Here is a 21,444-nt window from a genome sequence, read left to right as displayed (position 1 = left end):
GGCACTTCAATGCAAGCTAAAGCAGTAGCGAGAACAGTTCGTATTGCTCCTCGTAAAGTTCGTTTAGTTGTAGACTTAATCCGAGGTAAGCAAGTGGGTGAAGCGATTGCTATCCTTAACCACACACCAAAAACTGCTTCTCCAGTTGTAGAAAAAGTTTTAAAATCTGCAATCGCAAATGCAGAGCACAATTATGAAATGGACATCAACAGCCTAGTTGTTGAGAAAGTTTTCGTTGACGAAGGTCCAACGTTAAAACGTTTCCGTCCACGTGCAATGGGTCGTGCAAGCCAAATTAACAAACGCACAAGCCACATCACAGTTGTGGTATCAGAAAAGAAGGAGGGATAATCGATGGGTCAAAAGGTTAATCCAATTGGTCTTCGTGTCGGCGTTATCCGTGACTGGGAATCTCGTTGGTTCGCTGAGAAAGATTACGCTACATTATTACATGAAGACATCAAAATCCGTGAGTACATTAATGTACGCTTAAAAGATTCTGCTGTTGCTAAAGTAGAAATCGAACGTGCAGCAAATCGTGTAAATGTTACAATTCACACTGCAAAACCTGGTATGGTAATTGGTAAAGGTGGTACTGAAGTTGAAGCACTTCGTAAAGCTCTTAACCAATTAACAGGCAAGCGTGTACACATCAACATTTTAGAAGTTAAGAGAGCTGATCTTAACGCTAAATTAGTAGGCGAAAACATCGCTCGTCAATTAGAAAACCGTGTATCATTCCGTCGTGCACAAAAGCAAGTTATTCAACGTGCTATGCGTGCAGGTGCTAAAGGTATTAAAACACAGGTTTCTGGTCGTCTTGGCGGAGCTGATATCGCTCGTGCAGAATCTTACAGTGAAGGAACTGTTCCACTTCATACACTTCGCGCTGATATTGACTATGCAGCAGTTGAAGCTGATACAACATACGGTAAATTAGGCGTAAAAGTATGGATCTACCGTGGAGAAGTCCTTCCTACAAAAAAGAAAGCTTCTGAGGAAGGAGGAAAATAATATGTTAATGCCAAAACGCGTAAAATATCGTAGAGAGCATCGTGGTAAAATGCGTGGTCGTGCTAAAGGTGGAACTGAAGTAGCTTTCGGTGAATTCGGTTTACAAGCACAAGCTGCTTCATGGATTACAAACCGTCAAATCGAAGCTGCTCGTCGTGCAATGACTCGTTACATGAAACGTGGCGGTAAAGTATGGATTAAAATTTTCCCTTCTAAACCTTACACTGCAAAACCTCTAGAAGTACGTATGGGTTCCGGTAAAGGGGCACCAGAAGGCTGGGTAGCAGTAGTAAAACCTGGGAAAATTATGTTCGAAATCGCGGGTGTATCTGAAGAGGTAGCACGCGAAGCATTACGTCTTGCAGCTCACAAGTTACCTGTGAAATGTAAATTCGTAAAACGTGAAGAAAATGGTGGTGAATCTAATGAAAACTAATGATATTCGTGAATTAACCACTGCCGAAATCGAAACAAAAGTTAAAGCTTTAAAGGAAGAGTTGTTTAATCTTCGCTTCCAACTTGCTACAGGACAATTAGAGAATCCAACTCGCATTCGTGAAGTGCGTAAGGCAATTGCTCGTATGAAAACTGTAGTTCGTGAAAGAGAGATCGGAATTAATCGATAAATTGAGGGGAGGTTTGCATAGTGAGCGAACGTAACCAACGCAAAGTTTATACTGGTCGTGTAGTGTCTGACAAAATGGACAAAACGATTACAGTTTTAGTTGAAACTTACAAAACTCATTCCTTGTACGGAAAACGTGTTAAGTATTCTAAGAAGTACAAAGCCCATGATGAGCAAAACCAAGCGAAACTTGGCGATATCGTAAAAATCATGGAAACTCGCCCGCTTTCTGCTACTAAGCGTTTCCGTTTAGTTGAAATCGTTGAAGAAGCGGTTATTATCTAAATAGACGAATCGGAATTTTTAGTCCGAAGGGAGGTTTCATAACATGATCCAACAAGAATCTCGTTTGAAAGTTGCTGACAACTCTGGTGCACGTGAACTTTTAACAATTAAAGTATTAGGCGGCTCTGGTCGTAAATATGCTAACATTGGTGACATTATCGTTGCTACGGTAAAACAAGCAACACCAGGTGGCGTTGTTAAAAAAGGTGACGTTGTTAAAGCAGTAGTAGTACGTACGAAGAGCGGTGCTCGTCGTCCGGATGGTTCTTACATCAAATTTGATGAAAACGCAGCGGTTATCATTAAAGACGATAAGAGCCCACGTGGTACTCGTATCTTCGGACCAGTAGCTCGTGAATTACGTGATAGCAACTTCATGAAGATCGTTTCTTTAGCTCCAGAAGTTCTATAATTTAAGGTATTGCCTTGCTAAGGAGGTGCAGAATTAAGATGCATGTAAAAAAAGGTGATAAAGTACAGGTAATCACTGGTAAAGACAAAGGAAAACAAGGCGTTATCCTTGTGGCTTTCCCAAAGCAAAACCGTGTTATCGTTGAGGGTGTCAATATCGTTAAGAAGCACTCTAAGCCATCTCAATTAAATCCACAAGGTGGAATTATTACTAAAGAAGCACCTATTCACGTTTCTAACGTTATGATTTTAGATCCGAAAACAGGTGAACCTACTCGCGTAGGCTTCAAAGTAGAAGATGGTAAAAAAGTTCGTATTGCAAAAAAATCTGGTGAATTATTAGATAAATAATTTTCTTAAGAAAGGAGGTCACTTCATTGAATCGCCTTAAAGAGAAGTTCCAAAAGGAAATTACTCCTGCTCTAGTGAGCAAGTTTAACTATAAATCTGTAATGCAGGTACCAAAAATCGAAAAGATCGTAATCAACACTGGTGTTGGTGACGCGGTATCTAACTCAAAAGCGTTAGACAACGCAGTAGAAGAATTAACACAAATCACAGGTCAAAAACCTGTTGTAACTCGTGCTAAAAAATCAATCGCTGGTTTCCGTCTTCGTGAAGGTATGCCAATCGGTGCGAAAGTAACTTTACGCGGCGAGCAAATGTATGAGTTCTTCGACAAATTAGTATCAGTTTCTTTACCACGTGTACGTGATTTCCGTGGTGTTTCTAAGAAATCATTCGATGGTCGTGGAAACTATACATTAGGTGTTAAAGAGCAACTTATTTTCCCTGAGATTGATTATGATAAAGTAAGCAAAGTCCGCGGTATGGACATCGTAATCGTTACTACAGCGAAAACTGATGAAGAAGCTCGTGAACTTTTAACACAATTCGGTATGCCATTCCAAAAATAATGGAAGCCAACGCTAAGTAGAGGAGGCGAAAACGTGGCTAAAAAATCTATGATAGCGAAACAAAAGCGTACTCCTAAGTTTAAAGTACAAGAGTATACACGTTGCGAACGCTGCGGTCGTCCGCATTCTGTATACCGCAAATTTAAACTTTGCCGTATTTGTTTCCGTGAACTTGCATATAAAGGTCAAATTCCTGGTGTTAAAAAAGCTAGTTGGTAAAACCCACAAATGGGAAGGAGGTAAAACACATGGTGATGACAGATCCAATTGCAGACATGCTTACTCGCATCCGTAATGCGAACATGGTACGTCATGAGAAATTAGAGGTTCCTGCTTCTAAAATCAAAAAAGAGATCGCTGAACTTTTAAAACGTGAAGGTTTCATTCGTGATGTAGAATACATCGAGGATAACAAACAAGGTATCCTTCGTATTTTCCTGAAATATGGTGCAAACAATGAACGTGTAATCACTGGATTAAAACGTATCAGTAAACCTGGCTTACGCGTTTACGCTAAAGCTGACGAAGTACCACGTGTACTTAACGGATTAGGTATCGCTCTTGTTTCTACATCTAAGGGAGTAATGACAGACAAAGACGCTCGTCAATTACAAACTGGTGGAGAAGTAGTAGCATACGTTTGGTAATATATATTTAAAACGAACGGAGGTGTGACCACATGTCTCGTATTGGTAAAAAGATTCTTGAAATCCCTGCAGGTGTTACTATTACAGTTGCAGAAGACAATACTGTAACAGTAAAAGGCCCTAAAGGTGAATTAACTCGTACTTTCAATGCTGATATGCTTATCAAAATTGAAGAGAATACATTAACAGTTGAGCGTCCATCTGAACAGAAGGAACACCGTGCATTACACGGTACAACTCGTGCTTTAATCGGAAACATGGTTGAAGGTGTAACTGAAGGTTTCGCACGCGGACTTGAATTAGTCGGTGTTGGTTACCGTGCTCAAAAACAAGGTGATAAACTTGTATTAAGCGTAGGTTATTCTCATCCAGTAGAAATGACTCCGGAAGCAGGTCTTGAAGTTGAAGTACCTGCACCAACTAAGATCGTAATCAAAGGTATCGACAAGCAACGTGTTGGCGAATTTGCTGCTAACATCCGTGCTGTACGTGCTCCTGAACCTTACAAAGGTAAAGGTATTCGTTACGAAGGCGAAGTTGTTCGTCGTAAAGAAGGTAAAACTGCTAAGTAAACCCGTTAGGTGAGAGAAAGGAGTGACAAGAATGATCACTAAAGCTGATAAAAATGCGACTCGTAAGAAAAGACATGCGCGTGTACGTGCTAAGCTTACTGGTACTGCAGAACGTCCACGTTTAAACGTGTTCCGTTCTAACCAACATATTTACGCTCAAGTTATTGATGATGTAAATGGTGTAACGTTAGTAAGTGCATCTACTCTTGATAAAGACCTTGCTCTTAACGGTACTAGCAATATTGAAGCTGCTACGAAAGTTGGAGAATCAGTTGCTAAGCGTGCTGTAGAGAAAGGCGTTAAAGAAGTAGTATTTGATCGCGGTGGTTACTTATACCATGGCCGTGTTAAAGCTCTAGCTGAAGCTGCTCGTGAGGCTGGATTACAATTTTAATGGTCAAAGGAGGGAAAATTGATGCATCGCATTGACCCAAGTAAATTAGAACTTGAAGAACGTGTAGTTACGATAAATCGTGTCGCGAAAGTTGTTAAGGGTGGTCGTCGTTTCCGCTTTGCTGCACTAGTTGTAGTTGGCGATAAAAACGGTCATGTTGGATTCGGTACTGGTAAAGCACAAGAGGTACCAGACGCAATCCGCAAAGCTATCGAAGACGCTAAGAAAAACTTAATCGCTGTACCATTAGTTGGTACAACAATTCCACACACAATCAACGGTCATTTTGGCGCTGGTGAAGTATTCTTAAAGCCTGCTGCTGAGGGTACTGGTGTTATTGCTGGTGGACCTGTTCGTGCGGTCCTTGAATTAGCAGGTGTACAAGATATTCTTTCGAAATCTCTTGGTTCTAACACACCAATCAACATGATTCGCGCTACTGTGAACGGATTAAGCGAACTTAAGCGCGCTGAAGATGTTGCAAAATTACGCGGTAAATCTGTAGAAGAGCTACTAGGTTAAGGAGGGAAAACAAATGGCGAAAAAGTTAGAAATTACCCTCACTCGTAGTGTAATTGGTCGTCCACAAGATCAACGTGCGACGGTAGAAGCTTTAGGTCTTAAAAAGTTGAATTCAACTGTAGTTAAGGAAGAAACTCCTGCTATTCTTGGTATGATCAACAAAGTTTCTCACCTTGTAACTGTAAAAGAAGCTTAAGGATAACTCATTAATATAAGGAGGTGCCTGGGAATGAAACTTCATGAATTAAAACCTGCAGAAGGTTCTCGTAAAGTACGTAACCGTGTCGGTCGTGGTATCGGTTCTGGTAACGGTAAAACTGCTGGTAAAGGTCATAAAGGACAAAACGCACGTTCTGGCGGCGGTGTTCGTCTTGGCTTCGAAGGTGGTCAAACTCCATTATTCCGTCGTTTACCAAAACGCGGCTTCACAAACATTAACCGTAAAGAGTTTACTATTGTAAACTTATCAACGTTAAATCGTTTTGAAGATGGTACAGAAGTAACACCTGAATTATTGCTGGAAACTGGCGTTATCAGCAAATTAAACGACGGTGTTAAAATTCTTGCAAGCGGCGCAGTAGAGAAAAAACTAACTGTTAAAGCGCACAAGTTCTCTTCAAGTGCTAAAGAAGCAATTGAAGCAGCTGGCGGATCAGTTGAGGTGATCTAATGTTTCGTACAATCTCCAACTTTATGCGCGTTGCTGAGATAAGACGTAAAATATTATTCACTTTAGCGATGTTAATCGTATTCAGGATTGGCACGTTTATCCCCGTGCCATTTACAAATGGAGACGTACTGAAGGCACAAGATCAATTAAATGCTTTAGGTATTCTAAATACATTTGGCGGTGGAGCCTTGAAAAACTTCTCCATCTTTGCGATGGGAATCATGCCGTATATTACAGCATCCATCATCGTGCAATTATTGCAGATGGATGTTGTTCCTAAATTTTCGGAATGGGCGAAGCAAGGTGAAATGGGCCGTCGTAAATTAACGCAATTCACGCGTTATTTTACAATTGTTCTTGCGTTTATTCAGGGGTTTGGTATGTCAATCGGTTTTAACGGTATGGTAGGTGGACAATTAATTTTGAATCCTGGTTGGAGCACTTATTTATACATTGCTACGGTACTGACTGCTGGTACTGCATTTTTAATGTGGTTAGGTGAACAGATTACAGCTAAAGGTGTAGGTAATGGTATTTCCATCCTAATCTTCGGTGGTATTGCCGCAGCGATCCCAAGTGTTATATCTCAAGTGTATCAGCAACAGTTTCAAAATATCGGAGATCAATTGTTCATGAGTATCGTTAAAGTTGCATTGATCTTACTAGCTGTGCTAGCAGTTATTGTGGGTGTTATTTTCATTCAACAGGCTGTTAGAAAGATCCCAATTCAATATGCGAAGCGTGTAACAGGAGGAAATGGTGGTTATGCTGGAGCACAAAACACACATTTACCGCTTAAGGTAAATAGTGCTGGTGTTATTCCAGTAATTTTTGCTGTTTCATTCTTAATTACGCCTCCGACTATTGCACAGTTCTTCCCGAAACATGATGTATCGCAGTGGATTATTGCAAACTTTAACTATTCTCACCCAGTGGGAATGATCATATATGTTGCGCTCATTGTAGCCTTCACATATTTCTATGCGTTTGTTCAGGTTAATCCAGAGCAAATGTCAGAGAATCTAAACAAACAAGGTGGATATGTTCCAGGTATTCGTCCGGGTAAGAATACAGAACAATATCTAACAAAAATCTTGTATCGTTTGACCTTTGTAGGATCAATTTTCCTAGCAGCGATTGCAATCTTACCAGTTATCTTTACGAAGCTGGGAAATCTTCCTCCATCTGCACAGATCGGTGGAACGAGTATGTTAATCGTTGTCGGCGTTGCTTTAGAAACAATGAAGCAACTAGAAAGCCAACTGGTAAAACGCCATTACAAAGGGTTTATCAAGCAGTGAGTAAGTGGGAAGTATTGTCTTCCCTACATGCTCATGTACTCTGAGGGGGAACAAGGATGAACTTAATTTTAATGGGGCTTCCTGGTGCTGGTAAAGGTACACAAGCCGAACAGATTGTTGCCAAGTATAACATCCCTCACATCTCAACAGGAGATATGTTCCGTGCAGCTATGAAGGCTGAAACTGAAATGGGTTTACAAGCAAAATCCTTTATTGATAAAGGTGCACTTGTTCCAGATGAAGTTACAATCGGAATCGTTCGTGAACGTTTAAGCCAAGAAGACTGCGTAAGAGGCTTCTTATTAGATGGTTTCCCACGAACAGTTGCACAAGCATCAGCTCTTGAAGAGATTATGAAAGATCTTGGCAAAAAAATCGACTATGTTTTAAACATTAATGTGGATTCAGGGTTGTTATTAAAGCGCCTTACAGGCCGTCGCATTTGTAAAGAGTGCGGTGCGACTTACCACTTAGAATTCAATCCGCCAGCAAAAGCTGACGTGTGCGATAAATGTGGTGGCGAATTATATCAACGCTCTGATGACAATGAAGAAACTGTAGCAAATCGCTTAGATGTAAATATTAAGCAAACTAAACCTTTGCTTGATTTCTACGAGGAGCTTGGTTACTTACAAAGCATTAATGGTGAGCAAGATATCAATAAAGTATTTGCTGATATCGATGTTCTCATCGGAGGCTTAGCGTAATGATAATCTGCAAAACTCCTCGCGAGATAGAAATCATGCGAGAAGCTGGCAGGATCGTTGCTTTAACTCATCAAGAGTTAAAACAGCACATTACTCCAGGAATTACAACGAAAGAGCTCGATCAAATAGCGGAAAAGACGATTCAAAAATATGGTGCTACGCCATCTTTTAAAGGATACAACGGATTTCCGGGGAGCATATGTGCTTCTGTAAATGAAGAGCTTGTACACGGAATTCCAGGGAAGCGCAAGCTCAAAGAGGGCGATATCATCAGTATCGATATTGGTGCGAAATACAATGGGTACCATGGAGATTCTGCATGGACGTATCCAGTTGGAAACATTTCTGAATCTGTTCAAAAGCTACTTGATGTCACAGAAAAATCGTTGTATCTTGGTCTAGAACAAGTAAAACCAGGCGAGAGATTATCAAATATCTCACATGCGGTTCAAACCCATGCTGAAGAGAATGGATTCTCGATCGTTAGGGAGTATGTTGGTCACGGAATCGGGCAAGACTTACATGAGGACCCTCAAATCCCGCACTATGGTCCACCAAATAGAGGCCCTAGATTAAAGCCGGGAATGGTCATCTGTGTTGAGCCGATGGTGAATCAAGGAAGACGATATGTAAAAACACTATCTGATGACTGGACAGTGGTAACGGTAGATGGTAAATGGTGTGCCCATTTTGAGCACACGATTGCTCTTACAGAAGCAGGATACGAAATCCTTACCACTTTATAAGTAGCTGGCTCTCCGGGATTTCAGAGCAGTGTAAAATGTTACTGATTTGATGAAGGGAGAACTATTGAATGGCTAAAGATGATGTAATTGAAGTCGAAGGTACCGTTCTTGAAACGTTGCCAAATGCTATGTTCAAAGTAGAATTAGAGAATGGGCATGTCGTATTGGCTCACGTTTCTGGTAAAATCCGTATGAACTTCATTCGTATTTTACCAGGAGACAAAGTTACGGTAGAATTATCTCCGTACGATTTAAATCGTGGTCGTATTACGTACCGTTTTAAATAATATAGCACTCCGTAATCTTTAAGGAGGTTCGAGACATGAAAGTAAGACCGTCAGTTAAACCAATCTGCGAAAAATGTAAAGTTATTCGTAGACGTGGAAAAGTAATGGTTATTTGTGAAAACCCTAAACATAAACAAAAACAAGGTTAATCAGAAGGAGGTGCATTCGTAATGGCACGTATCGCAGGTGTAGATATTCCTCGAGACAAACGCGTTGTTATTTCTTTAACTTACGTATTCGGCATTGGTCGCACAACTGCTGAAAAAATTCTTGCAGAAGCAGGTATTTCTGAAGAAACACGAGTTCGTGATTTAACGGAAGACGAATTAGGACGTATCCGTGATATCATCGATCGTATTAAAGTTGAGGGAGACCTTCGTCGTGAAGTATCTCTTAACATCAAACGTCTAATGGAGATCGGTTCTTACCGTGGTCTTCGTCACCGTCGTGGTTTACCAGTTCGTGGTCAAAACTCTAAAAACAATGCTCGTACACGTAAAGGTCCACGTCGTACAGTAGCAAATAAAAAGAAATAATAAGTAAAGGAGGTTGAACTAACAATGGCACGTAAAACAAACACTCGTAAAAAACGTGTGAAAAAGAATATTGAAGCTGGTGTAGCTCATATTCGTTCTACTTTCAACAACACAATCGTAACACTTACAGATACTCACGGTAACGCACTTTCTTGGTCTAGTGCTGGTGCACTTGGTTTCCGTGGATCTCGTAAATCTACTCCATTCGCTGCGCAAATGGCTGCTGAAACTGCTGCTAAAGCTGCAATGGAACACGGTTTAAAAACTTTAGAGGTTACTGTTAAAGGTCCTGGTGCTGGTCGTGAAGCTGCAATTCGTGCTCTTCAAGCTGCAGGTCTAGAAGTAACAGCAATTAGAGATGTTACTCCAGTTCCTCATAATGGATGTCGTCCACCAAAACGTCGTCGTGTGTAATTTTTCTGTATAGAATTTTCCCTTTTGTCTATAATGGATATGATGCATTATCGAGAAATTTCGTACAGAAACATCGCTTGTTGTGCACAATCGGGAACTGCCTAAGGGGGACTTTCGGTTAGACAGGGGTTATACCTTTGTTTAACCGGGGTTTCGACGTTTTGAAGGAGGGTTTAGTTAATGATTGAAATCGAAAAGCCGAAAATCGAAACGGTTGAACTTAACGAAGATGCTAAATATGGTAAATTCGTAATTGAACCGCTTGAGCGTGGATATGGTACTACGTTGGGTAACTCCTTACGTCGTATTCTTTTATCTTCACTCCCTGGTGCCGCTGTTACTGCTATCCAAATCGATGGCGTATTACATGAATTTTCAACAGTTGAGGGCGTAGTAGAAGACGTTACAACGATCATCTTAAACTTGAAAAAGTTAGCTCTTAAAATCTACTCTGAAGAAGAGAAGACGTTGGAAATTGATGTGCAGGGCGAAGGTATTGTCACAGCTGCTGATATTACTCACGATAGTGATGTAGAAATCTTAAATCCAGATTTACACATTGCAACGTTAGCAAAAGATGCGCATTTCCGCGTGCGTTTAACTGCAAAGCGTGGCCGTGGGTATACGCCAGCTGATGCAAATAAAAGCGAAGATCAACCAATAGGAGTAATTCCTATTGATTCTATTTATACTCCAGTATCACGTGTGACTTACCAAGTGGAAAAGACACGTGTCGGACAAGTGGCTAATTATGATAAGCTTACGCTTGATGTATGGACGGATGGAAGCATCGGGCCAAAAGAAGCTATCTCTTTAGGTGCCAAAATCTTAACTGAGCATTTAAATATCTTTGTTGGTTTAACTGATGAAGCACAAAATGCTGAGATTATGGTCGAGAAGGAAGAAGATCAAAAAGAGAAAGTTCTTGAGATGACTATCGAAGAACTAGACCTTTCTGTTCGTTCTTATAATTGCCTAAAACGTGCAGGAATTAATACTGTACAAGAGCTTGCGAACAAAACAGAAGAAGATATGATGAAAGTTCGTAACTTAGGACGTAAATCCTTAGAAGAAGTTAAACATAAACTTGAGGAATTAGGTTTAGGTTTACGTAAAGACGACTGAGGATTTAAACCCATCAACAAAGGAGGGAACTACGAATGGCATACAGAAAATTAGGCCGTACAAGTGCGCAACGTAAAGCTATGTTACGTGACTTAGCTACTGATTTAATTATCAACGAGCGCATCCAAACGACAGAAACTCGTGCAAAAGAACTTCGTTCTGTAGTGGAAAAAATGATCACTTTAGGTAAACGCGGAGATCTTCATGCTCGTCGTCAAGCAGCAGCTTTCATTCGCAATGAAGTAGCTAACGCTGAGACTGGTCAAGATGCACTTCAAAAACTATTCGCTGATGTAGCTCCACGCTATGCTGAGCGCCAAGGCGGATACACTCGTATTGCAAAAATTGGTCCACGTCGCGGAGACGCAGCACCAATGGTAATTATCGAGTTAGTATAATGATAATTAAAAGGGCAGGACAGTTCTTTTCAAGAAACTGGTCATGGCCCTTTTTTTTAAATATAAAAATAGGCTTACTTGGCGAAGGAAAGGGTGCCTTGTATTGAAAAAAGAGAAACTTCGGACAGAAAATATATCATTTCAATATCCTGGTGCAGCCACTTATGCATTAAAAGATGTTTCATTCTCCTTATATGAAGGAGAATGGGTATCTGTTATTGGACAAAACGGTTCTGGGAAGTCTACACTTGCAAAATTATTGAATGGTTTGTTTTTGCCGGAAGCAGGGACAATTACAGTAAATGATGCAATGGTTTTGTCAGAGGAAACGGTATGGGATGTTCGAAAACAAATTGGGATGGTATTTCAAAATCCGGATAATCAATTTGTTGGAACAACAGTGCAAGATGACGTTGTCTTCGGTTTAGAGAATATCGGAATGCCAAGAGAGCAGATGGTAGAAAGATTAGATCAGGCCTTACGACTAGTCCGTATGGAAGATTTTCTTAATGATGAGCCTCATTCTTTATCTGGTGGGCAAAAGCAGCGAGTAGCAATAGCAGGCGTTTTAGCACTTCAGCCATCTATTTTGATATTAGATGAAGCAACGTCAATGCTAGACCCTCAAGGGAGACGTGAAGTGGTAGAAACGGTTAGACAACTTGTTAATGAAAAAGGTATTACCGTGTTATCAATTACGCACGATTTAGAAGAAGCGGCACAATCAGACCGTGTTATTATTTTAAATAAGGGAGAGATATTAGAGGAAGGGACTCCAGAACAAATTTTTAAGTCCTCTCATATGCTCCAAGAAATTGGATTAGATGTACCATTTTCAGTGAAAATAGCAGAATTATTAAAAAGAAATGAAATTCTCTTGCAAAATACGCATCTTACAATGGAAAGCTTGGTGAACGAACTTTGGAGATTACATTCCAAAAAGTAGAACATCGTTATCAATATAAAACTCCATTTGAAAGACGCGCACTTTATGATGTAGACGTGTCGTTTCCAAGTGGGGGCTATTATGCCATTATCGGTCATACTGGTTCAGGTAAGTCGACGATGATTCAACATTTAAATGGTTTATTGCAGCCGACAAATGGCACAGTTCAAATTGGTGAACATTTCATTTCGGCAGGAAAGAAAGAAAAAAAGCTAAAGCCACTACGTAAAAAGGTAGGGGTTGTCTTTCAATTCCCAGAACATCAGTTGTTTGAAGAGACTGTGGAGAAAGATATTTGCTTCGGCCCTACTAATTTTGGTGTATCTGTAGAAGAAGCGAAGCAAAAAGCAAGAGAGGCAATTGAACTTGTAGGGTTAGAACCAGAACTGTTAGCACGTTCACCATTTGAGTTAAGTGGTGGGCAAATGAGGCGTGTTGCGATAGCAGGCGTATTAGCGATGGAACCCGAAGTGCTTGTATTAGATGAACCTACAGCAGGACTAGATCCAAAAGGGCAAAATGAACTTATGGAGATGTTTTATAAGCTACATAAGGAGAAAGGCCTTACAGTTATCCTTGTAACGCATAATATGGAGGATGCTGCTAAATATGCCGAGCAGATTGTAGTCATGCATAAAGGAACGGTCTTTTTGCAAGGAAGTGCAGAGGAAGTATTTTCACATGCTGATGAACTAGAGAAAATTGGCGTGGATCTTCCTATGTCTTTAAAGTATAAACGTGCAATTGAAGAGAAGTTTGGCATTTCAATCCCAAAGGCTACCTTATCTTTAGAGGATCTTACTCATGAAGTTGTGCAGGTGTTACGAAAAGGTGGTCATGAATCATGCAGCAGTTGATTATTGGAAGGTATATTCCAGGGAATTCTCTTATTCATCAACTTGATCCACGTACGAAGCTGCTGATTGTCTTTTTATATGTATTTGTTGTTTTCTTAGCAAATAATGCGATTTCATATGGATTTTTATTTTTATATGCACTCATTGCTTTATTTTTTGCAAAAGTGCCGATTCGTTATGTACTTTCGGGCTTAAAACCAATTCTATGGATTTTTCTTTTTACATTTTTCCTGCATATTTTTACAAATAAAGAAGGGGAAGTACTATTCCAGCTTGGTTGGTTTTCGATACATGAAAAAGGATTAGAGCAAGGAATATACATTTCTATACGATTCTTCGTTATTATTTTAATGACGACATTATTAACGTTAACGACGACACCCATTGAGATTACAGATGGTTTGGAGACGTTATTAAAGCCGTTGAAGCGTATAAAAGTTCCTGTTCATGAAATCGCATTAATGATGTCAATTTCTCTTCGTTTTATTCCGACATTAATGGATGAAACGAGTAAAATAATGAAGGCACAATCGTCACGTGGTATTGATTTTGCAGGGGGACCGATAAAAGATAGGATGAAAGCTATCATTTCACTACTCGTTCCTCTATTTATCAGTGCTTTTAAGCGTGCAGAGGACCTAGCAATTGCTATGGAAGCCCGTGGATATCAAAGTGGCGAAGGACGTACTAAATTCAGGCAACTACGCTGGAAAACAAGCGATACAGTAACGATTATAAGCTTACTTTGTTTAGCTTGTATTTTGGCATGGGTGCGATCGTAATGGAGAATAAAGAAATGGATAGAATAAAATGTACGGTTGCATATGATGGCATGCACTTTTGTGGTTATCAAATTCAACCGCAGCATCGTACTGTTCAACAAGAAATAGAGAAAGCTTTACAGAAATTGCATAAAGGGGAACTTGTCCGTGTTCAGGCATCGGGCAGAACAGATTCTACTGTTCATGCTAAAGGACAAGTCATACACTTTGATACACCGTTGTCTCTTGAAGAGTGGCAATGGAACAATGCATTAAACACAATGTTACCAGATGATATTGTTATCACACAGGTAGAGAAAAAAACAGAAGAATTTCATGCACGTTACGGTGTCGAGAGAAAAGAATATCGTTATCGTGTATTATTATCAAAGACTGCGGATGTATTCCGTAGAAATTACGTATATCAATATCCATATCCGCTCGAAATAAACGCTATAAGAAAAGCGATTCCTTATTTTATTGGAACGCATGATTTCACTTCTTTTTGTTCGGCAAAAACTGACAAAAAAGATAAAGTGAGAACAATTTATGAAATCGAGCTAATTGAGCAAGATGATGAATTAATTTTTCGTTTTGTAGGTAATGGATTTTTATATAATATGGTCAGGATTATTGTTGGTACGTTACTGAGCGTAGGGCAAGGAAAGCTTGATCCGGATAGCATTCCAGAGATTTTAGCGAAACAAAATCGTCAGTTTGCTGGAAAGATGGCTCCTGGTCATGGGCTTTATTTATGGCAGGTAAACTATAACAACTAATCCTGGTGTAACATTTGCTTGACATTAGAAACTCAAAAGTATATCATAACATATGGTATTGTTTCTAAAACCACGATTAGCCCCGGAAGGAAATCGTGTTTAAGATAAACAATAGATTTTTTCTATGGAAAAGATAACGAGGAGGGAAACACATGCGTACGACTTTTATGGCAAAAGCTAACGAAGTTGAGCGTAAATGGTATGTGGTTGATGCTGAAGGTCAAACTTTAGGTCGCCTTGCTAGTGAAGTAGCATCCATTTTACGTGGTAAAAACAAACCTACATTTACACCACACGTTGACACGGGTGATCATGTAATTATTATTAACGCTGAGAAAATTCATTTAACAGGTAATAAATTAAACGATAAAATTTACTACCGTCACACTAACCACCCAGGTGGACTTAAACAAAGAACAGCTCTTGAAATGCGTACAAACTACCCTGTACAAATGTTAGAGCTTGCAATTAAAGGCATGCTTCCAAAAGGACGCTTAGGCCGTCAAGTTTCTAAGAAACTAAACGTGTATGCTGGAGCAGAGCATCCACACCAAGCACAAAAACCAGAAGTTTACGAACTTCGCGGATAATCAATTAAAGGAGGGCTTACTTTGGCACAGGTTCAATACTATGGCACTGGACGTCGTAAGAGTTCAGTAGCGCGCGTACGCCTAGTTCCAGGCGAAGGACGCGTTATCATTAACGGTCGTGATTTTGAAAACTATATCCCATTTGCTGCATTACGTGAAGTAGTGAAACAACCTCTAGTTGCAACAGAAACTTTAGGTAACTACGATGTACTTGTAAACGTAAATGGTGGTGGATACACTGGTCAAGCTGGTGCTATTCGTCACGGTATTTCTCGCGCTTTATTAAAAGCTGATCCAGAATACCGTCTAACACTAAAACGTGCAGGTCTATTAACTCGTGACGCACGTATGAAAGAGCGTAAAAAATACGGTCTTAAAGGCGCACGTCGTGCACCTCAGTTCTCAAAACGTTAATTTTTGCGAACTACAAACCCCAACCATTTTGGTTGGGGTTTTTTTATGTTTCATTCCTCTTTTGTAATTTTTGTAGTTTGGAATATTTTAGTGCTATCCTCTTGCGTATGCTTCTTCTTTAGAAGTTTAGACTAATACGTATTAGGGAGGTTTATAAGTACTATGAATGTCATTGTCAGCTTACAAGAAAAACAAAAAGAAAAGCAGTTGAAATATGAGCGGAAGATGCTGCGGGAATTATCATTAAAAACATTACGTTCAAATATTAGAGATGCCTTTCAGATGCAGGAACTTCATCGTCAGTATGAAGATTACTGCATTGAATTAGGGATAGAATCGTATTTATTAGGAGCGAGATATAGTAAATTTGGCTATTATGGCGAATCGTTCTTTGATGTGAAATATAGGGCCTTAGAAGAAGAGCAACAATTAACGGAAACACTATTTCAATTTTTAACGAGCATGACTATGCGAGAAATTAAGTTACAAGATGAGGAATTACTCTTTGAATCTTGCCAGCAGTTTATCGGCTTATGGTGGCAGGAAGGATATGAAAAAGGTGAAAGAAGATATCGATTAAAGCTTCATTAAGACAAGCATAAACTTTCCTCTTGTCCCATATAAGTAATTAGAGGGACTAGCTGGAGGAGGAAAGGTATGAAGAGAATTCGAATTATCTCTTTTGCACTCGCTGCGGTTATTTTGTTTTTTTTAGTCAAACAAGAATTTCAAATTACAAAATCGTGGCGGGCTTGGAATTTACCCTTATCAGGGAAAGTAATCGTATTAGATGCTGGGCATGGTGGACCAGACGGAGGGGCTGTTGGTGGCAAGGATATTGTAGAAAAAGATATTACGCTTGAGATTACAAAGAAGGTGCAAGATTATTTACAAGAGCAAGGTGCGCTAGTTATTTTAACACGTGAGGGAGATTATGATTTAGCACAGAAAGATACAAAGTCATATAGTAGACGTAAAGCAGAAGATTTAAAAAAACGTGTAGAGATTATTAATAAACCCGATGTAGACTTTTTTGCAAGTATCCATTTAAATGCTTTAACTAGTAGTGGATCAAAGGGCGCACAAACGTTCTATTACCGTTCTTCAATTGAAAATGAACGTGCTGCGAAATTTATACAAGCTGAGTTGAGAACGAGTTTAGAGAATACAAATCGTTCTGCTAAAACAATTTCTCATGTGTATTTATTAAAGTATGCGAAAACACCAGGCGCTTTAATTGAAGCTGGCTTTTTATCGAATGTAAATGAAAGGTATATGTTAAATTCGGAGAAATATCAGCAAAAGGTAGCGGCTGCAGTATATCGTGGTATATTACGTTATTTCACGGAAAAAGGAAATCCTCCAGAATAAGGAGGATTTTTTTGCGTTTCTCTCGTTAACGAAGTTTTCCGAAAATATGTTATACTGGAAATGTAAACGCATTTATTTCAAAAGTAAAGAGAGATATATTTAATTAACATTATGTTATTTTTCATACAGGGGGCTGGGCTAATTATGGTAACGAAAGAGCAAGTAGTGGAAGCGTTAGAAGGGATTGTAGATCCGTTTTTACATAAAACGTTAAAAGAAACAGGGGCAATTAAAGAGGTGACAGTCAAGCCTGAGAAGGAACATGTAAGTGTTAAAATTGCAATCGTAAAAACCGGTACAGCGGAACAAATGCAATTGCAATCTGGAATTGTAAAGTTAGTGAAAGAACTAGGAGCAGCAACAGTAGGACTTCGCTTTGCAGAATTTACAGAAGAGGAATTAGCTCAGTTTGCACCAGAACAAGAAGAAGAGCAAACTGAATCTTTATTGTCACCAAATTCGAAAACGACATTTTTAGCAGTGGCTAGTGGAAAAGGTGGAGTAGGGAAATCAACAGTTTCTGTTAATCTTGCTATTGCTCTAGCTCGTCTAGGGAAAAAAGTTGGTATCATTGATGCCGATATTTATGGTTTTAGCGTACCTGATATGATGGGGATAGAAAAACGCCCTGTAGTAAGAGGAGATAAAATCATTCCAGTGGAGCGTCTAGGTGTAAAGGTAATCTCAATGGGGTTCTTTGTAGAAGATAATGCACCGGTTATTTGGAGAGGACCTATGCTTGGGAAAATGTTAAATCATTTCTTCACAGAAGTAGAATGGGGCGATTTAGATTATTTAGTTTTAGATTTACCACCAGGTACAGGTGATGTTGCGCTAGACTTACATTCGATGCTACCAGCTTGTAAAGAGATTATTGTCACAACACCGCATCCAACAGCGGCATTTGTAGCAGCACGTGCTGGAGCAATGGCTTTACGTACAGAACATAGTATTCTTGGTGTTGTTGAGAATATGGCTTATTTTGAAAGTAAAACAACTGGCGAAAAAGAATATGTGTTTGGAAGAGGTGGAGGAGATAAATTAGCTACAGAACTTCAAACAGAAGTACTTGGCCGAATCCCGCTTCAACAACCTGATTGGAATAAAGAAGATTTTGCGCCGTCAGTATATGAAGATACGCATACGACAGGTCTTATTTACCGCACAATAGCTGAAACGGTAATTGATAAAACAACTGTTGCGCAAAAATAAAATAATAATGAGTGGATGATACATATATTGTCCACTCATTATTATCGTTATTATTTTTACTGCTGTTCCTTTTTACCTTCTTGGGAACCACCTTCACCGCCGGCTTCCTTTTTATCAGAACCACTTTTTTCGGCTTTTTGGACACCTTTACTAATAATATCAATCATCTTAGCTTGGAAGAGTGGGCTTTCAGCAGTTTCTGTTAGTACTTGTTGTAAATATTGACGGTATTCTTTGCTCTTCATCGTTTGTAACATCATTTTTTCTACTTCAGGGTTTTTCATAATTTCCATGACGCCTGCTTGGTATTCAGGGTCTTTTAGTAATGTTTTCATTAAGGCTGTTTGTTCTTTTCCCATACTTTTAGCGAATTTCGATGAGAACTCAGGGTCTTTAAAGAGCTTTTCCCAGAATTGTTGCCCTTTATCGGATACCATTGCATCTTCAATTGTTTTCTTTACTACTGTTTCATCTAGTATGAGTGCTTGTTTCATTTTTTCATCAGTTAACACATCTTGAATGGCTTTCTTACCTTGATCGGTTTTTAAAATATCAACAATCATTTTCTTCGTTTGATCATAATCAAGTTCGGACTTTGCTTCTTTTTCTTGTGCACATGCTACAAGTACAAGAAATAGAAAAGAAGAAGTCAAAACGAGCAGCATCCGTTTCATAAGTTGGAACTCCTTTCAGCACAGTTCTCTCTTTTTAATATAAATATCTTTAAGGAATTTATACATGAACATGGCTAGCTTTTTGAAATTGTCATTGATACAATTTAATTAGAAATATAAGGATAATGGGGGATGTGTTGTGAATAGCCGCAAGTGGGTACGACTATTTTTTACGACGTTGTTTCTTGGTGGGGTTAGTACAGTCATTATTGGATTTGTTTTAGAGTGGGACAAGTACGCTAAATTTTTTCAAAATTTCGACGGAAAGGAAATTTTGGCAGTTTCCTTCTGGTTGATGGGTGTAGGATTTATTTTTAGTGTGATAAGTCAAATGGGGTTCTTTGCTTATTTAACAATCCACCGTTTTGGACTAGGAATGTTCCGATCGTCTTCTTTATGGAATATAGTCCAGCTCTTCTTTATTGCATTCGTTTTATTTGATTTTGTGTATTTAAGATCGGTATTGATTGCAAATGGGGAAGTTTCATTAGGGAATAACATACTTGTTGCTGGTGTGTTATTTATGTTTGGTGCCATCGTTGCTTATATAAAAAGTAAGGAAACGAATAAAAAGGCATTTGTACCAGCTTTGTTTTTTATGGTCGTTGTAACAATTCTTGAGTGGGTACCAGCACTTCGAATTAATGATACAGATTGGTTATATTTAATGGTGATACCACTTTTATTATGTAATGCATATCAGTTACTTATATTACATCGTTTAATTGGAAAGACGAGTAAGTCGGCCTAATTAAGTGAGTTTTACGCAGGGTAGTTGTACGAATGAAAATAGCGGGTTAAAAAAGCTCTATTACCTGAATGAAAGGTAGTAGAGCTTTTTATGTGTAAAAAATTATTGAACATCTTTACTTTTTGTACTTGTGTTGGAAATAAGTTGTGATACGGATATTTGCTCATAGCCGTCACTCTTTAATTTCTGTAGAAGCAGTGGTAAAGCTTTATTTGTTTGAAGAGCAGAATCGGATGCATGTAATAAGACGATATCTCCACCTTTTAAATTATTAGAGACGGTGGAAACGATATTGTTTACGCCCGGGTTTTTCCAATCGTTTGAGTTATTACTCCAATGAACGACAGTGTATCCGAGTGATTCTGCTATTTTAAGTGTTGCCTTGTTAAAGTCTCCACTAGGTGGACGCAATAGTTTAATTTGTTTCACACCGAGTTTTGTAAAAACATCTTGTGCTCGCAGAAGATCTTTTCGTATTTCATTTGCCTCTAGAGAAGTGTAGGACGTGTAATTATAACCCATACTACCGATTTCATGTCCATCTTTTATGATGCGTTCAACAACATCAGGGTGTCTTTCTGCCCATGCAGCAGAAAGGAAGAAGGTTGCATTCTTAATATCTCTTTCTTTAAGTGTATCAAGGATTGGAATTGCTTTTTTGTCTCCCCAACTAATATCAAACGTGAATGCAACTTGTTTTTTAGAGGTGTCGCCTTTGTAAATAACTTTAGGTCCTGTAGCGGTTGAGAAAGCAGACTCGTGTGAATATGTTTTCAAAAAGAGTAGCCATGCTGTAAATAAGGAAAGTATCACTATTAAGCTAATGTGTTTAAAGTTTCTTTTACTCGTAATAAAAAAGAAAAACATAATATTACGCCCCTTTGTCCAATCCTTTTCAGTTACATATATGCTGTAAATATAAAAAAGAGAACAAGGGATTAATATCGTAAGTAGTGGATATAATGGATGGTAGGATTTTGTTAAATGAAAATGGGCTTAAGGTTTATTGCTCTGGAAGAAATGATTGAGGTGATGATTTGCTTGGGTTTATGTTAACGAAAGAAGAGAAAAAAGAAATGGAATATATATTGAAGAGAGAGTTAGAAGAACTTTTATTTGATTTTGAAGATGAACGTATTCATGACGTTGTAAAAAAGGCAATGGAAGAAAGATATAAAATCATTTTTTGTTTGTTTCGAAGAGTCGCTAATGCAGAGGAATGTATTCGTTATGTAAGAAAAAGAACTTTTTATTAAAAAGTGTTGACGTTGATAGATATTATATGATAAATTAATAACCGTCGCTGATGCGGAAATGCAAAAAACGACAAAAAAGAAATTGAAAAACTTAGTTGACATTGAAAAACGAAGATGTTAACATAAGGAAGTCGCAAATGAGCGACCAAGTAGTTCTTTGAAAACTGAACGAAACAAACAACGTGAAACGTCAATTTTTATTTTAGATGCTAGACAAACTAACTTTATTGGAGAGTTTGATCCTGGCTCAGGATGAACGCTG

At 38.9% G+C, this 21,444-nt stretch carries 37 protein-coding genes; 35 read left to right on the top strand and 2 right to left on the bottom strand.

What is annotated here, in order from left to right:
* Positions 1-9: 9 nt before the first annotated feature.
* The 33 genes from rplV (at position 10) to ACTFRS_RS27530 (ending at position 18,501) form a co-directional block, all read left to right on the top strand.
* Positions 10-351, top strand: coding sequence for a 50S ribosomal protein L22 (gene rplV / locus ACTFRS_RS27690; RefSeq protein ID WP_001148025.1), 342 nt, complete (start codon positions 10-12; stop codon positions 349-351).
* 3 nt (positions 352-354) lie between these two features.
* A complete protein-coding gene (gene rpsC / locus ACTFRS_RS27685; protein WP_000529956.1) occupies positions 355-1,014 on the top strand; it encodes a 30S ribosomal protein S3 in 660 nt (219 codons plus the stop codon).
* Position 1,015: 1 nt separating this feature from the next.
* A complete protein-coding gene (gene rplP, locus ACTFRS_RS27680; RefSeq protein ID WP_000928971.1) occupies positions 1,016-1,450 on the top strand; it encodes a 50S ribosomal protein L16 in 435 nt (144 codons plus the stop codon).
* Positions 1,440-1,640: a 50S ribosomal protein L29 gene (rpmC, locus tag ACTFRS_RS27675; protein WP_000855718.1), complete on the top strand. Its 201-nt coding sequence runs from the start codon at positions 1,440-1,442 to the stop codon at positions 1,638-1,640. The genes rplP and rpmC overlap by 11 nt, the downstream gene beginning before the upstream one ends.
* Positions 1,641-1,660: 20 nt before the next feature.
* Positions 1,661-1,924, top strand: a complete 264-nt coding sequence (rpsQ, locus tag ACTFRS_RS27670) for a 30S ribosomal protein S17 (RefSeq protein WP_000004106.1) — start codon at positions 1,661-1,663, stop codon at positions 1,922-1,924.
* Positions 1,925-1,967: 43 nt separating this feature from the next.
* Positions 1,968-2,336, top strand: a complete 369-nt coding sequence (gene rplN / locus ACTFRS_RS27665) for a 50S ribosomal protein L14 (RefSeq protein ID WP_000615912.1) — start codon at positions 1,968-1,970, stop codon at positions 2,334-2,336.
* A gap of 38 nt (positions 2,337-2,374) precedes the next feature.
* Entirely contained in the window at positions 2,375-2,686 is a 312-nt protein-coding gene (gene rplX, locus ACTFRS_RS27660; protein ID WP_000558200.1) for a 50S ribosomal protein L24, read from the top strand.
* Between the two features lie 26 nt (positions 2,687-2,712).
* Positions 2,713-3,252 (top strand): 50S ribosomal protein L5, encoded by a 540-nt coding sequence (gene rplE, locus ACTFRS_RS27655; protein ID WP_001080831.1) that lies wholly within the window; start codon positions 2,713-2,715, stop codon positions 3,250-3,252.
* A 33-nt stretch (positions 3,253-3,285) separates the two neighbouring features.
* Complete coding sequence (gene rpsN, locus ACTFRS_RS27650) at positions 3,286-3,471, top strand: 30S ribosomal protein S14 (protein WP_001085700.1); 186 nt, start codon at positions 3,286-3,288, stop codon at positions 3,469-3,471.
* A 29-nt stretch (positions 3,472-3,500) separates the two neighbouring features.
* Positions 3,501-3,899, top strand: a complete 399-nt coding sequence (gene rpsH / locus ACTFRS_RS27645; RefSeq protein WP_000245511.1) for a 30S ribosomal protein S8 — start codon at positions 3,501-3,503, stop codon at positions 3,897-3,899.
* A gap of 32 nt (positions 3,900-3,931) precedes the next feature.
* On the top strand, positions 3,932-4,471 hold the full coding sequence (gene rplF, locus ACTFRS_RS27640; RefSeq protein ID WP_000086558.1) for a 50S ribosomal protein L6: 540 nt from the start codon (positions 3,932-3,934) through the stop codon (positions 4,469-4,471).
* Between the two features lie 31 nt (positions 4,472-4,502).
* The gene (rplR, locus tag ACTFRS_RS27635) at positions 4,503-4,865 is read left to right on the top strand and encodes a 50S ribosomal protein L18 (protein WP_000628816.1); all 363 of its coding nucleotides are present in this window, start codon (positions 4,503-4,505) and stop codon (positions 4,863-4,865) included.
* Between the two features lie 21 nt (positions 4,866-4,886).
* Positions 4,887-5,387 carry a 30S ribosomal protein S5 gene (gene rpsE / locus ACTFRS_RS27630; RefSeq protein ID WP_000554646.1) on the top strand — a complete coding sequence of 167 codons (501 nt, stop codon included), beginning with the start codon at positions 4,887-4,889 and terminating at the stop codon, positions 5,385-5,387.
* A gap of 13 nt (positions 5,388-5,400) precedes the next feature.
* On the top strand, positions 5,401-5,583 hold the full coding sequence (gene rpmD, locus ACTFRS_RS27625) for a 50S ribosomal protein L30 (RefSeq protein ID WP_001085234.1): 183 nt from the start codon (positions 5,401-5,403) through the stop codon (positions 5,581-5,583).
* Positions 5,584-5,616: 33 nt separating this feature from the next.
* Positions 5,617-6,057, top strand: a complete 441-nt coding sequence (gene rplO, locus ACTFRS_RS27620; RefSeq protein ID WP_000766083.1) for a 50S ribosomal protein L15 — start codon at positions 5,617-5,619, stop codon at positions 6,055-6,057.
* On the top strand, positions 6,057-7,358 hold the full coding sequence (gene secY, locus ACTFRS_RS27615; RefSeq protein ID WP_000490114.1) for a preprotein translocase subunit SecY: 1,302 nt from the start codon (positions 6,057-6,059) through the stop codon (positions 7,356-7,358). Before rplO ends, secY begins: the two co-directional genes overlap by 1 nt.
* Positions 7,359-7,414: 56 nt before the next feature.
* A complete protein-coding gene (locus tag ACTFRS_RS27610; protein ID WP_001048996.1) occupies positions 7,415-8,065 on the top strand; it encodes an adenylate kinase in 651 nt (216 codons plus the stop codon).
* Positions 8,065-8,811, top strand: a complete 747-nt coding sequence (gene map / locus ACTFRS_RS27605) for a type I methionyl aminopeptidase (RefSeq protein WP_000582539.1) — start codon at positions 8,065-8,067, stop codon at positions 8,809-8,811. Before ACTFRS_RS27610 ends, map begins: the two co-directional genes overlap by 1 nt.
* Positions 8,812-8,879: 68 nt before the next feature.
* Positions 8,880-9,098: a translation initiation factor IF-1 gene (gene infA / locus ACTFRS_RS27600; RefSeq protein WP_001029884.1), complete on the top strand. Its 219-nt coding sequence runs from the start codon at positions 8,880-8,882 to the stop codon at positions 9,096-9,098.
* A 35-nt stretch (positions 9,099-9,133) separates the two neighbouring features.
* Positions 9,134-9,247, top strand: coding sequence for a 50S ribosomal protein L36 (rpmJ, locus tag ACTFRS_RS27595; protein WP_000868344.1), 114 nt, complete (start codon positions 9,134-9,136; stop codon positions 9,245-9,247).
* 21 nt (positions 9,248-9,268) lie between these two features.
* Positions 9,269-9,634 carry a 30S ribosomal protein S13 gene (gene rpsM, locus ACTFRS_RS27590; protein ID WP_000090788.1) on the top strand — a complete coding sequence of 122 codons (366 nt, stop codon included), beginning with the start codon at positions 9,269-9,271 and terminating at the stop codon, positions 9,632-9,634.
* Positions 9,635-9,658: 24 nt separating this feature from the next.
* Positions 9,659-10,048 carry a 30S ribosomal protein S11 gene (gene rpsK, locus ACTFRS_RS27585; RefSeq protein ID WP_000101799.1) on the top strand — a complete coding sequence of 130 codons (390 nt, stop codon included), beginning with the start codon at positions 9,659-9,661 and terminating at the stop codon, positions 10,046-10,048.
* A 180-nt stretch (positions 10,049-10,228) separates the two neighbouring features.
* Positions 10,229-11,173: a DNA-directed RNA polymerase subunit alpha gene (locus ACTFRS_RS27580; RefSeq protein ID WP_000569643.1), complete on the top strand. Its 945-nt coding sequence runs from the start codon at positions 10,229-10,231 to the stop codon at positions 11,171-11,173.
* A gap of 35 nt (positions 11,174-11,208) precedes the next feature.
* Positions 11,209-11,571 (top strand): 50S ribosomal protein L17, encoded by a 363-nt coding sequence (rplQ, locus tag ACTFRS_RS27575; RefSeq protein ID WP_000331490.1) that lies wholly within the window; start codon positions 11,209-11,211, stop codon positions 11,569-11,571.
* Positions 11,572-11,674: 103 nt separating this feature from the next.
* On the top strand, positions 11,675-12,517 hold the full coding sequence (locus tag ACTFRS_RS27570; protein WP_139869733.1) for an energy-coupling factor ABC transporter ATP-binding protein: 843 nt from the start codon (positions 11,675-11,677) through the stop codon (positions 12,515-12,517).
* Positions 12,493-13,374 (top strand): energy-coupling factor ABC transporter ATP-binding protein, encoded by an 882-nt coding sequence (locus ACTFRS_RS27565; RefSeq protein ID WP_098669537.1) that lies wholly within the window; start codon positions 12,493-12,495, stop codon positions 13,372-13,374. Before ACTFRS_RS27570 ends, ACTFRS_RS27565 begins: the two co-directional genes overlap by 25 nt.
* The gene (locus ACTFRS_RS27560) at positions 13,362-14,156 is read left to right on the top strand and encodes an energy-coupling factor transporter transmembrane component T family protein (RefSeq protein WP_001186532.1); all 795 of its coding nucleotides are present in this window, start codon (positions 13,362-13,364) and stop codon (positions 14,154-14,156) included. Before ACTFRS_RS27565 ends, ACTFRS_RS27560 begins: the two co-directional genes overlap by 13 nt.
* A 14-nt stretch (positions 14,157-14,170) precedes the next feature.
* Complete coding sequence (gene truA, locus ACTFRS_RS27555) at positions 14,171-14,914, top strand: tRNA pseudouridine(38-40) synthase TruA (RefSeq protein ID WP_011039908.1); 744 nt, start codon at positions 14,171-14,173, stop codon at positions 14,912-14,914.
* A 152-nt stretch (positions 14,915-15,066) separates the two neighbouring features.
* Complete coding sequence (gene rplM / locus ACTFRS_RS27550) at positions 15,067-15,504, top strand: 50S ribosomal protein L13 (RefSeq protein ID WP_001260793.1); 438 nt, start codon at positions 15,067-15,069, stop codon at positions 15,502-15,504.
* A 21-nt stretch (positions 15,505-15,525) separates the two neighbouring features.
* A complete protein-coding gene (gene rpsI, locus ACTFRS_RS27545) occupies positions 15,526-15,918 on the top strand; it encodes a 30S ribosomal protein S9 (protein ID WP_000079986.1) in 393 nt (130 codons plus the stop codon).
* Between the two features lie 162 nt (positions 15,919-16,080).
* A complete protein-coding gene (locus ACTFRS_RS27540) occupies positions 16,081-16,509 on the top strand; it encodes a YbaK family protein (RefSeq protein WP_001101006.1) in 429 nt (142 codons plus the stop codon).
* A gap of 66 nt (positions 16,510-16,575) precedes the next feature.
* The gene (gene cwlD / locus ACTFRS_RS27535) at positions 16,576-17,289 is read left to right on the top strand and encodes an N-acetylmuramoyl-L-alanine amidase CwlD (protein WP_000822436.1); all 714 of its coding nucleotides are present in this window, start codon (positions 16,576-16,578) and stop codon (positions 17,287-17,289) included.
* 144 nt (positions 17,290-17,433) lie between these two features.
* Positions 17,434-18,501 (top strand): Mrp/NBP35 family ATP-binding protein, encoded by a 1,068-nt coding sequence (locus tag ACTFRS_RS27530; protein WP_000256608.1) that lies wholly within the window; start codon positions 17,434-17,436, stop codon positions 18,499-18,501.
* Between the two features lie 56 nt (positions 18,502-18,557).
* On the opposite strand, the gene gerD is transcribed toward ACTFRS_RS27530, so the two are convergent.
* A complete protein-coding gene (gerD, locus tag ACTFRS_RS27525; RefSeq protein ID WP_000827521.1) occupies positions 18,558-19,175 on the bottom strand; it encodes a spore germination protein GerD in 618 nt (205 codons plus the stop codon).
* Positions 19,176-19,314: 139 nt separating this feature from the next.
* Here gerD and kbaA point away from each other — a divergent pair, with 139 nt between their 5' ends.
* On the top strand, positions 19,315-19,926 hold the full coding sequence (gene kbaA / locus ACTFRS_RS27520; protein ID WP_001088517.1) for a KinB signaling pathway activation protein KbaA: 612 nt from the start codon (positions 19,315-19,317) through the stop codon (positions 19,924-19,926).
* 102 nt (positions 19,927-20,028) lie between these two features.
* Here kbaA and pdaB read toward each other — a convergent pair whose 3' ends face one another.
* A complete protein-coding gene (gene pdaB, locus ACTFRS_RS27515; protein WP_242293988.1) occupies positions 20,029-20,793 on the bottom strand; it encodes a polysaccharide deacetylase family sporulation protein PdaB in 765 nt (254 codons plus the stop codon).
* 170 nt (positions 20,794-20,963) lie between these two features.
* Here pdaB and ACTFRS_RS27510 point away from each other — a divergent pair, with 170 nt between their 5' ends.
* Entirely contained in the window at positions 20,964-21,182 is a 219-nt protein-coding gene (locus ACTFRS_RS27510; RefSeq protein WP_000900296.1) for a hypothetical protein, read from the top strand.
* Positions 21,183-21,444: the final 262 nt, after the last annotated feature.

Origin of the sequence: Bacillus cereus group sp. MYBK139-1, from assembly GCF_051916915.1 — a bacterium.
Classification (GTDB): domain Bacteria; phylum Bacillota; class Bacilli; order Bacillales; family Bacillaceae_G; genus Bacillus_A; species Bacillus_A pacificus.
This window is presented reverse-complemented; position numbering and strand designations above follow the sequence as displayed.

Bases quoted from the DNA above. Each gene is read 5' to 3' on its own strand.
- rplV (WP_001148025.1), top strand. From the start codon at position 10: ATGCAAGCTAAAGCAGTAGCGAGAACAGTTCGTATTGCTCCTCGTAAA.
- rpsC (WP_000529956.1), top strand. From the start codon at position 355: ATGGGTCAAAAGGTTAATCCAATTGGTCTTCGTGTCGGCGTTATCCGT.
- rplP (WP_000928971.1), top strand. From the start codon at position 1,016: ATGTTAATGCCAAAACGCGTAAAATATCGTAGAGAGCATCGTGGTAAA.
- rpmC (WP_000855718.1), top strand. From the start codon at position 1,440: ATGAAAACTAATGATATTCGTGAATTAACCACTGCCGAAATCGAAACA.
- rplN (WP_000615912.1), top strand. From the start codon at position 1,968: ATGATCCAACAAGAATCTCGTTTGAAAGTTGCTGACAACTCTGGTGCA.
- rplX (WP_000558200.1), top strand. From the start codon at position 2,375: ATGCATGTAAAAAAAGGTGATAAAGTACAGGTAATCACTGGTAAAGAC.
- rpsH (WP_000245511.1), top strand. From the start codon at position 3,501: ATGGTGATGACAGATCCAATTGCAGACATGCTTACTCGCATCCGTAAT.
- rplF (WP_000086558.1), top strand. From the start codon at position 3,932: ATGTCTCGTATTGGTAAAAAGATTCTTGAAATCCCTGCAGGTGTTACT.
- rplR (WP_000628816.1), top strand. From the start codon at position 4,503: ATGATCACTAAAGCTGATAAAAATGCGACTCGTAAGAAAAGACATGCG.
- rpsE (WP_000554646.1), top strand. From the start codon at position 4,887: ATGCATCGCATTGACCCAAGTAAATTAGAACTTGAAGAACGTGTAGTT.
- rpmD (WP_001085234.1), top strand. From the start codon at position 5,401: ATGGCGAAAAAGTTAGAAATTACCCTCACTCGTAGTGTAATTGGTCGT.
- rplO (WP_000766083.1), top strand. From the start codon at position 5,617: ATGAAACTTCATGAATTAAAACCTGCAGAAGGTTCTCGTAAAGTACGT.
- secY (WP_000490114.1), top strand. From the start codon at position 6,057: ATGTTTCGTACAATCTCCAACTTTATGCGCGTTGCTGAGATAAGACGT.
- ACTFRS_RS27610 (WP_001048996.1), top strand. From the start codon at position 7,415: ATGAACTTAATTTTAATGGGGCTTCCTGGTGCTGGTAAAGGTACACAA.
- map (WP_000582539.1), top strand. From the start codon at position 8,065: ATGATAATCTGCAAAACTCCTCGCGAGATAGAAATCATGCGAGAAGCT.
- infA (WP_001029884.1), top strand. From the start codon at position 8,880: ATGGCTAAAGATGATGTAATTGAAGTCGAAGGTACCGTTCTTGAAACG.
- rpmJ (WP_000868344.1), top strand. From the start codon at position 9,134: ATGAAAGTAAGACCGTCAGTTAAACCAATCTGCGAAAAATGTAAAGTT.
- rpsM (WP_000090788.1), top strand. From the start codon at position 9,269: ATGGCACGTATCGCAGGTGTAGATATTCCTCGAGACAAACGCGTTGTT.
- rpsK (WP_000101799.1), top strand. From the start codon at position 9,659: ATGGCACGTAAAACAAACACTCGTAAAAAACGTGTGAAAAAGAATATT.
- ACTFRS_RS27580 (WP_000569643.1), top strand. From the start codon at position 10,229: ATGATTGAAATCGAAAAGCCGAAAATCGAAACGGTTGAACTTAACGAA.
- rplQ (WP_000331490.1), top strand. From the start codon at position 11,209: ATGGCATACAGAAAATTAGGCCGTACAAGTGCGCAACGTAAAGCTATG.
- ACTFRS_RS27560 (WP_001186532.1), top strand. From the start codon at position 13,362: ATGCAGCAGTTGATTATTGGAAGGTATATTCCAGGGAATTCTCTTATT.
- truA (WP_011039908.1), top strand. From the start codon at position 14,171: ATGGATAGAATAAAATGTACGGTTGCATATGATGGCATGCACTTTTGT.
- rplM (WP_001260793.1), top strand. From the start codon at position 15,067: ATGCGTACGACTTTTATGGCAAAAGCTAACGAAGTTGAGCGTAAATGG.
- ACTFRS_RS27540 (WP_001101006.1), top strand. From the start codon at position 16,081: ATGAATGTCATTGTCAGCTTACAAGAAAAACAAAAAGAAAAGCAGTTG.
- cwlD (WP_000822436.1), top strand. From the start codon at position 16,576: ATGAAGAGAATTCGAATTATCTCTTTTGCACTCGCTGCGGTTATTTTG.
- ACTFRS_RS27530 (WP_000256608.1), top strand. From the start codon at position 17,434: ATGGTAACGAAAGAGCAAGTAGTGGAAGCGTTAGAAGGGATTGTAGAT.
- gerD (WP_000827521.1), bottom strand. From the start codon at position 19,175: ATGAAACGGATGCTGCTCGTTTTGACTTCTTCTTTTCTATTTCTTGTA.
- pdaB (WP_242293988.1), bottom strand. From the start codon at position 20,793: ATGTTTTTCTTTTTTATTACGAGTAAAAGAAACTTTAAACACATTAGC.